Source organism: Pseudomonas sp., from assembly GCF_048269965.1.
Taxonomy (GTDB): domain Bacteria; phylum Pseudomonadota; class Gammaproteobacteria; order Pseudomonadales; family Pseudomonadaceae; genus Aquipseudomonas.
Genome location: NZ_JBLWTV010000032.1, coordinates 1 through 12,030, shown reverse-complemented (window position 1 = coordinate 12,030; position 12,030 = coordinate 1). Strand labels below are relative to the sequence as shown.

11 protein-coding genes are annotated in these 12,030 nt (G+C 64.3%); 5 read left to right on the top strand and 6 right to left on the bottom strand.

What is annotated here, in order from left to right:
- Window positions 1-72: 72 nt before the first annotated feature.
- On the bottom strand, window positions 73-1,467 hold the full coding sequence (locus ACN0X6_RS23345; RefSeq protein ID WP_417707598.1) for an FAD-binding oxidoreductase: 1,395 nt from the start codon (window positions 1,465-1,467) through the stop codon (window positions 73-75).
- Window positions 1,468-1,648: 181 nt separating this feature from the next.
- On the opposite strand from ACN0X6_RS23345, the gene serA reads away from it, so the two are divergent.
- On the top strand, window positions 1,649-2,878 hold the full coding sequence (serA, locus tag ACN0X6_RS23340; protein WP_417707596.1) for a phosphoglycerate dehydrogenase: 1,230 nt from the start codon (window positions 1,649-1,651) through the stop codon (window positions 2,876-2,878).
- 126 nt (window positions 2,879-3,004) lie between these two features.
- Here serA and ACN0X6_RS23335 read toward each other — a convergent pair whose 3' ends face one another.
- The gene (locus ACN0X6_RS23335) at window positions 3,005-3,511 is read right to left on the bottom strand and encodes a DUF523 domain-containing protein (RefSeq protein WP_417707594.1); all 507 of its coding nucleotides are present in this window, start codon (window positions 3,509-3,511) and stop codon (window positions 3,005-3,007) included.
- 33 nt (window positions 3,512-3,544) lie between these two features.
- Window positions 3,545-4,168: a 2OG-Fe(II) oxygenase gene (locus ACN0X6_RS23330; protein WP_417707592.1), complete on the bottom strand. Its 624-nt coding sequence runs from the start codon at window positions 4,166-4,168 to the stop codon at window positions 3,545-3,547.
- Window positions 4,169-4,281: 113 nt separating this feature from the next.
- Between ACN0X6_RS23330 and ACN0X6_RS23325 the strand changes: the two genes are divergently transcribed.
- Window positions 4,282-5,043: a hypothetical protein gene (locus ACN0X6_RS23325; RefSeq protein ID WP_417707590.1), complete on the top strand. Its 762-nt coding sequence runs from the start codon at window positions 4,282-4,284 to the stop codon at window positions 5,041-5,043.
- 129 nt (window positions 5,044-5,172) lie between these two features.
- Here ACN0X6_RS23325 and ACN0X6_RS23320 read toward each other — a convergent pair whose 3' ends face one another.
- On the bottom strand, window positions 5,173-6,114 hold the full coding sequence (locus ACN0X6_RS23320; RefSeq protein ID WP_417707588.1) for an alpha/beta hydrolase: 942 nt from the start codon (window positions 6,112-6,114) through the stop codon (window positions 5,173-5,175).
- 124 nt (window positions 6,115-6,238) lie between these two features.
- Between ACN0X6_RS23320 and ACN0X6_RS23315 the strand changes: the two genes are divergently transcribed.
- Complete coding sequence (locus ACN0X6_RS23315; protein WP_417707586.1) at window positions 6,239-6,820, top strand: DUF6436 domain-containing protein; 582 nt, start codon at window positions 6,239-6,241, stop codon at window positions 6,818-6,820.
- Window positions 6,821-7,008: 188 nt separating this feature from the next.
- Here the strand turns inward: ACN0X6_RS23315 and ACN0X6_RS23310 are convergent, their stop codons facing one another.
- On the bottom strand, window positions 7,009-8,040 hold the full coding sequence (locus ACN0X6_RS23310) for an AraC family transcriptional regulator ligand-binding domain-containing protein (RefSeq protein WP_417707584.1): 1,032 nt from the start codon (window positions 8,038-8,040) through the stop codon (window positions 7,009-7,011).
- A gap of 120 nt (window positions 8,041-8,160) precedes the next feature.
- Here ACN0X6_RS23310 and ACN0X6_RS23305 point away from each other — a divergent pair, with 120 nt between their 5' ends.
- On the top strand, window positions 8,161-10,539 hold the full coding sequence (locus ACN0X6_RS23305) for a penicillin acylase family protein (RefSeq protein WP_417707583.1): 2,379 nt from the start codon (window positions 8,161-8,163) through the stop codon (window positions 10,537-10,539).
- Window positions 10,540-10,874: 335 nt separating this feature from the next.
- Here ACN0X6_RS23305 and ACN0X6_RS23300 read toward each other — a convergent pair whose 3' ends face one another.
- Window positions 10,875-11,318, bottom strand: a complete 444-nt coding sequence (locus ACN0X6_RS23300; protein ID WP_417707581.1) for a hypothetical protein — start codon at window positions 11,316-11,318, stop codon at window positions 10,875-10,877.
- Here ACN0X6_RS23300 and trmL point away from each other — a divergent pair.
- A complete protein-coding gene (gene trmL, locus ACN0X6_RS23295; protein ID WP_417707579.1) occupies window positions 11,317-11,784 on the top strand; it encodes a tRNA (uridine(34)/cytosine(34)/5-carboxymethylaminomethyluridine(34)-2'-O)-methyltransferase TrmL in 468 nt (155 codons plus the stop codon). The two genes, ACN0X6_RS23300 and trmL, sit on opposite strands and share 2 nt — an antisense overlap.
- Window positions 11,785-12,030: the final 246 nt, after the last annotated feature.

Sequence of the window (12,030 nt, the reverse complement as noted above, 5' to 3'; positions counted from 1 at the left end):
CCTGATCAGTAGGGTGCGCCGTGCGCACCAAGACGCGTTGGATCATGGGTGCGCGCAGCGCACCCTACGAGATCAAACCGCGAAAATCTTGCCGGGGTTCATGATGCCGTTCGGATCGAACACCGCCTTGACCGCCTTCATGCAGGCAATCTCCGCCGGCGAACGACTGTAGTGCAGGTAATCACGTTTGGTCATGCCCACACCATGCTCGGCGCTGATCGAGCCGTTGTACTTCTGTACGGTCTCGAACACCCACTGGTTGACCACTGCGCACTTGGCGAAGAACTCGTCCTTGGACAGGTTCTCGGGCTTGAGGATATTCAGGTGCAGGTTGCCGTCACCAATATGGCCGAACCACACCACCTCGAAATCCGGGTAGTTGGCTTCGACGATGGCGTCGATATCCTTGAGGAAGGCTGGCACCTGGCTGACGGTGACCGAGATGTCGTTCTTGTACGGTGTCCAGTGGCTGATGGTCTCGGAGATGTATTCGCGCAGCTTCCACAGGTTCTGCAGCTGCTGCTCGCTCTGGCTCATCACGCCGTCGACAACCCAACCCTGCTCGACGCAGTACTCGAAGGTTTCCAGCGCCTGGTTGGCCACTTCCTCGGTACTGGCTTCGAACTCCAGCAAGGCATAGAAGGGGCATTCGCTTTCGAACGGCGCCGGCACGTCGCCACGGCCGAGCACCTTGGCCAGGGCCTTGTCGGAGAAGAACTCGAACGCAGTCAGGTCGAGCTTGCTCTGGAAGGCGTGCAGCACCGGCATGATCGAGTCGAAATCAGCGGTACCGAGCACCATCGCAGTGAGGTTCTTCGGCGCGCGGTCCAGGCGCATGGTCGCCTCGACCACGAAGCCCAGCGTACCTTCGGCACCGATGAACAGCTGGCGCAGGTCGTAACCGGTGGCGTTCTTGATCAGGTCCTTGTTCAGCTCCAGCAGTTCGCCGGTACCGGTCACGACCTTCAGGCCCGCCACCCAGTTGCGGGTCATGCCGTAGCGAATCACCTTGATACCGCCGGCATTGGTGCCGATATTGCCGCCAATCTGGCTGGACCCCGAAGAGGCGAAGTCCACCGGGTAATAAAGGCCCTTCTCTTCGGCGAACAGCTGCAGCTGCTTGGTCACCACGCCCGGCTGGCATACCGCTGCACGGTCGTACTCGTTGAACGAGAGAATCTGGTTCATGTAGTCGAACGCCACCACCACTTCGCCGTTGGCCGCCACGGCAGCGGCCGACAGGCCGGTACGGCCGCCAGACGGCACGAGGGCGATCTTGTGCGCGTTGGCCCAGCGCACGATGGCCTGCACCTGCTCGGTAGTCTTGGGGAAGACGATGGCCGAAGGCGCCGGGGCGAAATGCTTGGTCCAGTCCTTGCCATAGGCCTCGAGGGAATCGGCGTCGGTCAGTACCTTGCCGGGTTCAACCAGGGTCTTCAGCTCTTCGATCTGGGCAGGGGTGGTCATCTACGGAACTCTCAAAGGATTCATGGTCGCCCTGAGAACCATTCAGGTCGCAACCGAGCATTGAAAAAGGCGAACATGCTAGCATACGCACCCCGTGAATCGAGCCATGCAGCGATCTACGGGCGCTGGCTGAGTTTCTCGGCCCTTCCCTGCCAACATCCCTGGGACAACAGGTACTCCGATGAGCAAGACCTCTCTCGACAAGAGCAAGATCAAGTTCCTTCTTCTCGAAGGCGTCCACCAGAATGCCGTGGACACCCTGAAGGCCGCCGGCTATAGCAACATCGAGTACCTCAAGGGCGCGCTGTCAGGCGAAGAGCTGAAAGAAAAGATCGCCGATGCGCACTTCATCGGTATTCGCTCGCGCACCCAGCTGACGGCAGAAGTCTTCGACTGCGCGAAGAAGCTGGTTGCCGTCGGTTGCTTCTGCATCGGTACCAACCAGGTCGACCTGAACGCCGCCCGTGAGCGTGGTATCGCGGTATTCAACGCGCCCTACTCCAACACCCGCTCGGTCGCCGAACTGGTACTGGCCCAGGCCATCCTGCTGCTGCGCGGCATTCCCGAGAAGAACGCCTCCTGCCACCGTGGCGGCTGGATCAAGTCGGCGGCCAATTCCTTCGAAATCCGCGGCAAGAAGCTGGGAATCGTAGGCTACGGCTCCATCGGCACTCAGCTCTCGGTACTGGCCGAGGCCCTCGGCATGCAGGTGTTCTTCTACGACACCGTGACCAAACTGCCACTGGGTAACGCCACGCAGATCGGCGATCTGTACGAGCTGCTGGGCCTGTGCGACATCGTGTCTCTGCATGTTCCTGAGCTGCCGTCCACCCAGTGGATGATCGGCGAGAAGGAAATCCGCGCGATGAAGAAGGGCGGCATCCTGATCAACGCCGCGCGCGGCACCGTGGTCGAGCTGGATCACCTGGCCAATGCGATCAAGGACGAGCACCTGATCGGCGCGGCCATCGACGTGTTCCCGGTCGAGCCCAAGTCCAACGACGAAGAGTTCGAGAGCCCGCTGCGTGGCCTGGATCGCGTGATCCTGACCCCGCACATCGGTGGCTCCACCGCCGAAGCGCAGGCCAACATCGGCCTGGAAGTGGCCGAGAAGCTGGTCAAGTACAGCGACAACGGTACCTCGGTGTCCTCGGTCAACTTCCCTGAAGTGGCCCTGCCGGCGCATCCGGGCAAGCACCGCCTGCTGCACATCCACGAGAACATTCCGGGCGTGATGAGCGAAATCAACAAGGTGTTCGCCGACAACGGCATCAACATCTCCGGCCAGTTCCTGCAGACCAACGACAAGGTCGGCTACGTGGTGGTCGACGTCGACGCCGAGTACTCCGACCTGGCACTGGAGAAGCTGCAGCACGTCAATGGCACCATCCGCAGCCGCGTCCTGTTCTAATCGAACGCAGCAGCAAAAAAGGGAGGCTTCGGTCTCCCTTTTCTTTATCTGCAACACGTCAGCGGGCAGCCCTGTAGGAGCGAGCTCTGCTCGCGAAGTGCCCATGTTCGCGAGCAGAGCTCGCCCCTACGACCCTAAAGCGCCACCTTGCTCCAACCGCGCCAATTCGGCTGCCGCTTGGTCCAACTGCATTTCGTTGAACACCTTCACCCCGGCTCGTTTCAACAACGCGGCGGTCACGCCCTCGCCCGGCACCCGCTCGCCGCTGAAGCTGCCGTCGTAGTTTTCCAGATTGCCACACGAAGGGCTGCGCGCCTTCAGCAGTGCCAGGCGGATGTCGTGCGCGTGCACCAGCGCCAGGGCCTGTTCGGCGCCGTCGACGAACGCAGCCGTGACATCCTCGCCTTCGATCGTCAGTACGGGCAGCCGCCCATCCAACACCGCCCCACCCTGGCCATCGCGAATTTCCGCAGGCGGACGCGGCGTCGGCAGACCACCGGCTACCTCCGGACACAGCGCCACCACTCGCCCTTCGTCCAGCCACTGTTGAAGCTGATCGAAGGGGCCGTGAGCACCGCCGTCATAACGCACCCGATGCCCGAGCAGGCAACGACTGACCAATATCTTCTGCATCGACTCGCTCTCCATGACTGCCGCTCGCAAGACTCAGAGCAGCGCACCACCCCGACGCCTGAACCAGCCGGTCAACGACAGCCGTTCGCGGCTGGCCGGCAGCACCTCGTGCGGCATCTCGGACGATAGAAACAGCGCCAGCGTACCCGCCTGAGGCAATACGTCATGCTCACGGCCATCGGCCAGATACAGGCGCAACGCCCCGCCCTGTTCGGCCCGCCAGTCCTCGTTCAGATAGAACACCGCCGACACCGTGCGGCGGTCGTCATCGCGAAAACGATCTAGATGACGCTGATAGAAGGCCCCGGGCGCATAGCAGGCAAAGTGACATTCGTAGTCTTCGAGCCCCAGATAGAGCGCCTGATTGAGCGCCTGACGCAAACCGTCCATCAGTTGCAGGTACTGATCACAGGCTTGGCTCTGGCCAGGTTCCAGCCATTGAATGTGGTCGCCACGAATCCCTTCCTGCACCTGCTGCGCGCCCCCGCGACCCACGCTGGCAGCATTGAGTTCGCCATTCTGTGCACGCGTGCGGCACTCGGCGGCCAGTTCGTGGGTCAGAACCTCTGGGGCGAACAACGCCCGCTGCGACCAGCCCTGGCTGGCGAGGTCGTCGATAAGGCCGGAAAAGAGGTCGTGCAGGCTGGATGGGCTCATGACGGCGATTGTATCAGTGGCATGTCGTGACTCGACAAGCCTCCGCCAGCCGCCGAAAATAACCGGCCGCAGCACCCTGCGGCCGGCCAGGAAAGTTTGCCAAGGAGTTCTCGATGCGTGTTCTGTTTGCCCTGTTGCTGATTGGCCTGACCTTGCCGGCCCTGGCAGACGACCACCTGCGCCTGTATCAGGCTGCCGGCTGGCCGCAACAGCGTGAACATTTCAATCAGGCGCTTGACGCTGCTCAGCAGCGCTACCGCAGCACCCTGCCACCGGCGGTGTTTCAGGCACTGGTGGATAACAGCAATCGCCGCTTCGCCGCTGCCGCCATCGACCAGCGCGCGCAACACAGCCTGAGCATGGAGCTGGCCGACCCACAGCCGGCGCTGGCCTTCTTCGAATCCGCGCTGGGCCGCAAGATCGTCGCCGCCGAGACACTGGCCACCCGTAGCGACCAATTGGCCAAGTACGCCAATGGTCTGCCGCGCACCGACGCCGATGCCACCCGTCGCCTGCTGATTCGCCACCTGGCCCAGGCCATTCCCGCCAAGGAAGCCGGCGCCGAAATCAGCCTGGCGCTGGCCGGCGTGGCAGCCGACAGCCTCAGCCAGATGATTCCCGGCCTGCTCGGCGGCGGCCAGGCTCAGGGGCTGCTCAATGGTCAGCGTGAGCGCCTGATGACGCAGATCGAACAGGACCTCGACAACACCCTGCTGCACGTCTATCGCGAGCTGAGCGACCCGGAGCTGGAGCAGTTCGTCGAATTCGCCCAGTCGCAAGCGGGCAAAACCTACTACCAGGCCGCCCTGCAGGCGCTACGCGCAGGCCTGGCAGTAGGCATGAGCACCGATGAGCTGGAGCCGCAGGGCATCTGAAAGACCACATGGCTCGACTCCCCCTGTAGGAGCGAATTCATTCGCGATTCCTGCAGTGCCGGCGCCAATGCCTATCGCGGATAAATCCTGACGCAACTGGCCCGTTCCAGAGCCGTTGTCGCAGGGGACCTAAGTCAATCGCTCGCGCAGAAAATCGAAGTAACGCAGGCGCAGCGCCTCGTTCTCATTGGCCAGATGGTGACGCGCCTCCGTCAGCCGCATGATCTCTGGCTGATGGAACTTGTCCTGCAGCACCTCGAGGTTGTGGCGCCAGTCCACGGTCATGTCCGCCTCGCCCTGAACGATCAGCGGGCTGTGTGCGCTGCGCCCGGCAGCCTCGATGCGCGGCACCCATTTGGCCAACGCCCCCACCCAGGCAGTCGGCAAGCTGCGCGGCTGCAGAGGGTCGAGGTTGTGCACGAAATCGACGAAGGCGGCGTCGCTGGAGTTGTCGCTGAAGCGCCGCGGAATTTCGCGAACGAAGGGGCTGAGCATTCGATAGCTGAGCTTCGACCAGGCCCAGGCGCGCGGCCGCACCAGTGGTGCCAGGAGAATGCTCTGCCCGAGCTCCGGGCGCTTGCCGTCGGCGAGCAGATAATCCAGCGCAATCGCGCCGCCCGTGCTCTGACCACAAAGATGCCAGGGCTGCGGCAACCCCAGCTCGCTGGCCTGCTCGAACAACCCGCCCAGCACCTGCTGATACTCGGCAAAATCACCAATGCTGGCGCGCGCGCCGCTGGACAGGCCGTGCCCCGGCAGGTCGCAGGCGAGCACGGCGAAATTCATGCTCAGCGCCCAGTCGACCACATGCCGGTACAGGCCCATATGGTCGTAATAGCCGTGCAGCAACAGCAGGGTGCCACGCGGTTCGGCCGGCACCCACAGCTGCACGGCGATCTGATAGCCGGCTGCATTGAAGCTGCCGAGGCGGTTGTCCAGCCCGGCAAAGCGCGCAGACAGGTCGAAGCCGTAGAAGTTGCGATAGGCCTGCAGCGCCGGCAAATCCAGGTGCGCTGCGGCCAAGGGTCGCAGCAGAGGGCGCAATTGATCGGGCTGAAACGGCTCTGACATAGGGCTTTCCATAGGTTGCAGGATGCGCGCGGACAATCCCGACGACATCTCCTCGAATGCTGCGATATTCAGCTGCCCGGCGCATCGTGGCAAGCTACACGCCCTTTTACGCCCGGCCTGCCCCATGCCCCGCCTGACACGCAAGAACCTGCTCATCGTCCTGCTCGCCCTGGCCTGGCTGTTCGGCATGGCGCTGGCCTACCGCTGGTTCGAAACGCGCTACCTGCGCACCTTCGACGAACGTGCAGCGGTATTCTCCGGCGCCGAACTGCAACTGCCCGCCGAGCTGAGCGGCCCCGGCGCGATCCGCCTGGTGCACTTCTGGGACCCAGCCTGCCCGTGCAATGTCGGCAACCAGCAGCACCTGGCCGAGCTGATCGAGCACTACGCGCCCAAAGGCGTAGAGTTTCACGTCGTGCAGAAGCCCGGCAGCCAGGGTCGCCTGCCCGCCGAACTGGCCGCGCTGCGCCCCATCGATGAGCTACCCGGCAGCACCAACCTGCCAGCCAGCCCTGCGGTGGCGATCTGGGACAAAAAGGGCCAGTTGGCCTACTTCGGGCCCTACAGCGAAGGCCTGGTATGCAACTCGAGCAACAGCTTCATCGAGCCCATACTCGAAGCGCTGGCAGCCGGGCGCAAGGTGAATGCCAGCAATACCCTGGCGCTAGGCTGCTTCTGCGACTGGGCCGCGCCGACCAGCAACTGACGAGGCCCGAGCAACCGTAGGGTGGGTTAGCCGCCTGTTGCGCTTACCGGGCGATTAGCCCTGTTTGACGCGGCGTAACCCACCATCGGCGCAATACGAGCTACCGCCTGGTGGGTTACGCGACGCACCACCTCCGCGGCGTTTGTCGATCCACCTCTGGCGTCGCTAACCCACCCTACGAACGCTCTTCACTCGCCAGTTGCTACGTGACGCGCTACCAGACCGCGCGGCGTGCTGCCCTGCCAGCGACGAAAGGCGCGGTAGAACGGCGACAGCTCGGCGAAACCGCAGGCCCGCGCCACCTCGCGCACGCCCAGGCCCTGATCCAGCAGGCGCAACGCACGCAGGCGCCGCACCTCATCGTGCAGCGCGCGAAAACTGCTGCCCTGCTCACTCAGCGAACGCTGCAAGGCACCGCGATTGCTGCCCAGCGCCAATGCACAGGCCTCCAGGCTGCAGGTCGTACCGCCCAGATTGACCTCCAGCCAGTAGCGCACCCGCGCCAGCAGCTGGTTCTCCAGCAAAGCCGCCAACTGCTTCTCGGCTTCCTCGCTGAGCACCTCGAACAGCCGCGGGCTGGCGCTGCGCGAAGGCCGGGAGAGCAACGCACGCGGCAGGATCAGCACGTCGTGCGGCCGCGAGAAACGGGGCTCGACACTCAGCAAACGGCGATGCTCGGCAAGCTTGCGCGGAGCACGATGACGAAATTCCACACCCAGCAGCGGCAGCTCGCCGCCAGCGGCCGACGCCAGCATCTTGCTCAGCAGCACGGCCAGGCACTCCATCTGCTGACGCAGCGAGCCAACCTCGCGGTAGTTGAGATCGATCACCAGGTGCGCCTCGTCCCCCTGCTCCTGGAGCCGCGCAACGAAACCGCCGGACAGAATGTGCTGGAACCGCACGAAGGCCTGCAGGCCCTGGCGCAGGTCCCGAGCCGCCAACAGCAGGTAGCTGACCACATCCATCGGCCGTGGCTGCATGACCTCGCCCAGGTGCAGGCCGATATCGACATCCCCCGTGATACCTTCCAGCGCCTGCCAGAAACGCGGCGCGTTGTCGTGCTCCTCGCGCGCTTCCAGCAGCGGCGCCGCCAGCGACACGCCGGCGTAGGCACGGCGGTAGGTGTCGGTCGGGTCGAGCCCCAGCGCCGCCAGGGCCTCGTAGAGCAGCCGACGCAGGGTCGAGGAATGGGTAAGGGCGACGAAGGCGTTATCGACCATGGCGGTTCCGGGCAAGTATTGACCATAGACTTTCAGCATTGAGGCATATGGTCAATGCCACTGCCCACGCGCCTGAGCAAAATGCCCGCACGCTTGCCCCACAACAATAAGGATCGCTCGATGAAACGCTCCCTGACCGCCCTTGCCCTGGTGGTTGCCGCGGCCGCTGGCGGCCTGACCTGGTACCTGCACGACAAGCAGCCGCAGCGTGACGGCGAACGAGTACTCGCTGCCCTGCAGGCGCCGGTCACGGTCGACTACGACGAACGCGGCGTGCCGCACATTCGCGCCGAGAATGAAGCGGATATGTACCGCGCCCTCGGTTTCGTCCACGCTCAGGATCGTCTGTTCCAGATGGAGCTGCTGCGGCGCCTGGCGCGCGGTGAACTGGCCGAAGTGCTCGGCGAAAAGCTGGTGCCCACCGACCGCCTCTTCCGCACCCTGGAAATAGGTCGCCACGCCGATGCCTACGCCGCTCGGCTGGACGCAGGCAGCCCGTCCACCCAGGCGCTGCAGCACTATCTCGAAGGGGTCAACCAGTACCAGGCCAGCCGTCCACGTCCGCTGGAGTTCGATCTGCTGGGCATCGAGCCACGTCCCTTCACCATGGCCGATACGCTCAGTGTCGCTGGCTACATGGCCTACAGCTTCGCCGCGGCCCTGCGCACCGAACCGGTGATGACCCACATCCGTGACGCGCTGGGCGCGGACTATCTCGAGCCGTTCGATCTCGACTGGCATCCGCAGGGCGTGCTCGGCACCGCCCTGGCCGCCGGCGATTGGCAGGATCTTTCCGCGCTCGCCCAACTCAGCAACAGCGCCCTGGAGGGCAAGGGTCTGCCGCAGTTCGAGGGCAGCAACGCCTGGGCGGTTTCCGGCAGCCGCACCGCCAGCGGCAAACCGCTGCTGGCGGGTGACCCGCACATTCGCTTCTCGCTGCCGGCGGTCTGGTACGAGGCGCACCTGCAGGCGCCCGGCTACGAGCTATATGGCTACCACCACGCGCTGATTCCCAGCGCCATGCTCGGTCACAATCGCGACTTCGCCTGGAGCCTGACCATGTTCCAGAACGACGACCTCGACCTGATCGCCGAGCGCGTCAATCCGGACAACGCCAACCAGGTCTGGTACCGGGGCAACTGGGTCGATCTCGAGCAACGCACGGAAACCATCCGCGTCAAAGACGCCGAGCCGGTGCAGATCACCCTGCGCCGCTCGCCGCACGGGCCGATCATCAACGATGCCCTGGGCCAGACCAGCGGCAGCACGCCGATCGCCATGTGGTGGGCTTTCATCGAAACCGACAACCCGATGCTCGACGCCTTCTACCAGTTGGGCCGCGCCGACAACCTGGACAAGGCCCGCGCCGCCGTCGAGAAGATCGAAGCGCCCGGCCTCAACGTGATCTGGGCCAGTGCCAGCGGCGATATCGGCTGGTGGGCCGCTGCCAAGTTGCCGCTGCGTCCGGCCGGGGTCAACCCGAGCTTCATTCTCGACGGTGCCAGCGGTGACGCGGACAAACTCGGCTATCACCCCTTCAGCGCCAACCCGCAGGAAGAGAACCCGCCGCGCGGCTACATTCTCTCGGCCAACTACCAGCCCGTGCCGGCCAGCGGCATCGAGATTCCCGGTTACTACAACCTGCCGGATCGTGGCCAGCGCCTGAACCAGCGCCTGGGCGACGCCTCGGTGAAATGGGATACGCAGAACAGCCAGGCACTGCAGCTCGATCCCGGTACCGGCTATGGTCCGCGCCTGCTGGCACCGATCCTCGACGAGCTGCGCACCGCAGCGACGAACGATGAGGAGCACAGGCTGGTGGAGCAGTTGGCCAAGTGGAATGGCGACCACGAACTCGATTCCGTGGCCGCCACCCTGTTCAACCAGCTGACCTATCAGCTTGCCCACGAAGCCATGGCCGACGAGCTGGGCGAGGTGTTCTTCGACAGCCTGCTACAGGCCCGCGCCCTCGACACCGCGCTGCCGCGCCTGACCGCCAACGCGGATTCACCCTGGTGGAATCGCCAGGGCAGCGAGCAACGTGAAAGCCGCGCGCAGATCGTCGCCGATGCCTGGCGCGCCAGCCTGGAGCATCTGCGCAGCGTGCTCGGCAATGATGTCGATGCCTGGAACTGGGGCCAGGGTCATACCCTCAGCCATGAGCACCCGCTTGGTCAGCAGCAGCCGCTGGCCTGGCTGCTGAACGTCGGCCCGTTTGCCGCACCAGGCGGCCATGAAACGCCGAACAACCTCTCGCACAAGGTCGGCGCGGCGCCCTGGCCCGTGGTCTATGGCCCATCGACCCGGCGCCTGGTCGACCTGGCCGATGCCGACAAGGCCCTGGGCGGCATTCCCGTGGGCCAGAGCGGCGTGCCGTTCGATGCGCATTACGGTGATCAGGCGGCCTCCCATGTCGCTGGCGAGTATCAAACGCAGCACCTGAGCGAAGCCGACGTCAAAGCCAACAGCCAGGGCACGCTGAAACTGCTGCCACGCTGACCTCCCATCCTGCGATCCAGAACAGCGTGGTGCGCCATCGGTGCATCACGCTGCACGCTGGTGCACATCGGTCCGGCAAATGGCGCCGAAACCCTCGCCAGAGGGCCGCAACCCCAGAGAAATAGCCCCTTCCCGCTCCGGTAATAAAATTGGCACACGCCCTGCATATGCTAAGGCAATCCCAGTTTCGGGGACCTTGGTACAGGCAGGCCGGGGAATCCCCTTCTTTATTCGACGCCACCGCGCGTCATGTGTAACGCGCCGACGCTTGCCAACGAGCACGGCGCCACCCGTTTCGGGGACCTTGGTACAGGCAGGCCGGGGAATCCCCTTCTTTATTTGGGACGCAGTGCCAGTCGCGCACGCCAACGCCCATCCTCTTGCGCACCGCGCCACTCCCCGTCCAGCGGGCGGGGTGACACCAGCACCAGCAACAGATCCCGCCCGTCGCGCTCCAGCCGCCAGTTCACCAGCCCCAGCGGCAGCTTCAGTTGCCCCTCACGCACCCGCCCGTAGACATCCTCGTAGCGATACACCAGAGCACCGTCGACATGCTCGGCCTGTGCCTGTGGCTCGCGATTGAACCAGAGCTGTAGTCCCTGCTCCCAGGCCTCGGCATCCTCGATACGCAGACGTGGTGGGTCGAACACCCGGCCGATCATCAAGCCGACGAGAAAGGCGATCAGCATCACCGATGCCATGAAACGCCAGCGCAAACGCGGCCGTGGATCTTCTGGCGGCGTAGAATGGCGCTCGTCCCAGCGCTCGGAGTGTTGCATGTTCCACGTCATCCTCTTTCAACCGGAAATTCCGCCCAATACCGGCAACATTATCAGGCTGTGCGCCAACAGCGGCTGCCAGCTGCACCTGATCGAGCCGCTGGGCTTCGAACTGGACGACAAGCGCCTGCGCCGCGCCGGCCTGGATTATCACGAATACGCCACGCTCAAGCGCCACCCGGACCTGCAAAGCTGCCTCGACAGCCTCGGCCAGCCACGCCTGTTCGCCTTCACCACCAAGGGCTCGCAGCCGTTCCACGAGATCGCCTACCAGCCTGGCGACGCCTTCCTGTTCGGCCCGGAAAGCCGGGGCCTGCCCGAAGAGGTGCGCAACGCGCTGCCGCCGCAGCAGCGCGTGCGCCTGCCGATGCGCGCCGGTTGCCGCAGCCTGAACCTGTCCAACACGGTGGCGGTGACCGTTTACGAGGCCTGGCGGCAGAACGGTTTCGCCGACGGTGATCTGTAGGGTGCGCCGTGCGCACCGACTGACCAACCGGCCTGATAATGATCAGGCACAACAAGAAAGGTTCTTCGCATTTTAGCGGGGCGGGTACGCTTGACACCGGACTGGCAAGTTTGTGTGCGTCTTGCTCACGGGCTTAGCACTATCCATTACCGCGTGCGCTGAGCGTTTGGGTTGCGCCCCTTACGGGCGCCACACCTTGATTCGCTGCGCTCACCCTTCGGGCCAGCCTGCGGCTGTTACTGCGCT

Coding starts and splice junctions, on each gene's coding strand:
- ACN0X6_RS23345 (WP_417707598.1), bottom strand. CDS start 1,467: ATGACCACCCCTGCCCAGATCGAAGAGCTGAAGACCCTGGTTGAACCC.
- serA (WP_417707596.1), top strand. CDS start 1,649: ATGAGCAAGACCTCTCTCGACAAGAGCAAGATCAAGTTCCTTCTTCTC.
- ACN0X6_RS23335 (WP_417707594.1), bottom strand. CDS start 3,511: ATGCAGAAGATATTGGTCAGTCGTTGCCTGCTCGGGCATCGGGTGCGT.
- ACN0X6_RS23330 (WP_417707592.1), bottom strand. CDS start 4,168: ATGAGCCCATCCAGCCTGCACGACCTCTTTTCCGGCCTTATCGACGAC.
- ACN0X6_RS23325 (WP_417707590.1), top strand. CDS start 4,282: ATGCGTGTTCTGTTTGCCCTGTTGCTGATTGGCCTGACCTTGCCGGCC.
- ACN0X6_RS23320 (WP_417707588.1), bottom strand. CDS start 6,114: ATGTCAGAGCCGTTTCAGCCCGATCAATTGCGCCCTCTGCTGCGACCC.
- ACN0X6_RS23315 (WP_417707586.1), top strand. CDS start 6,239: ATGCCCCGCCTGACACGCAAGAACCTGCTCATCGTCCTGCTCGCCCTG.
- ACN0X6_RS23310 (WP_417707584.1), bottom strand. CDS start 8,040: ATGGTCGATAACGCCTTCGTCGCCCTTACCCATTCCTCGACCCTGCGT.
- ACN0X6_RS23305 (WP_417707583.1), top strand. CDS start 8,161: ATGAAACGCTCCCTGACCGCCCTTGCCCTGGTGGTTGCCGCGGCCGCT.
- trmL (WP_417707579.1), top strand. CDS start 11,317: ATGTTCCACGTCATCCTCTTTCAACCGGAAATTCCGCCCAATACCGGC.
- ACN0X6_RS23300 (WP_417707581.1), bottom strand. CDS start 11,318: ATGCAACACTCCGAGCGCTGGGACGAGCGCCATTCTACGCCGCCAGAA.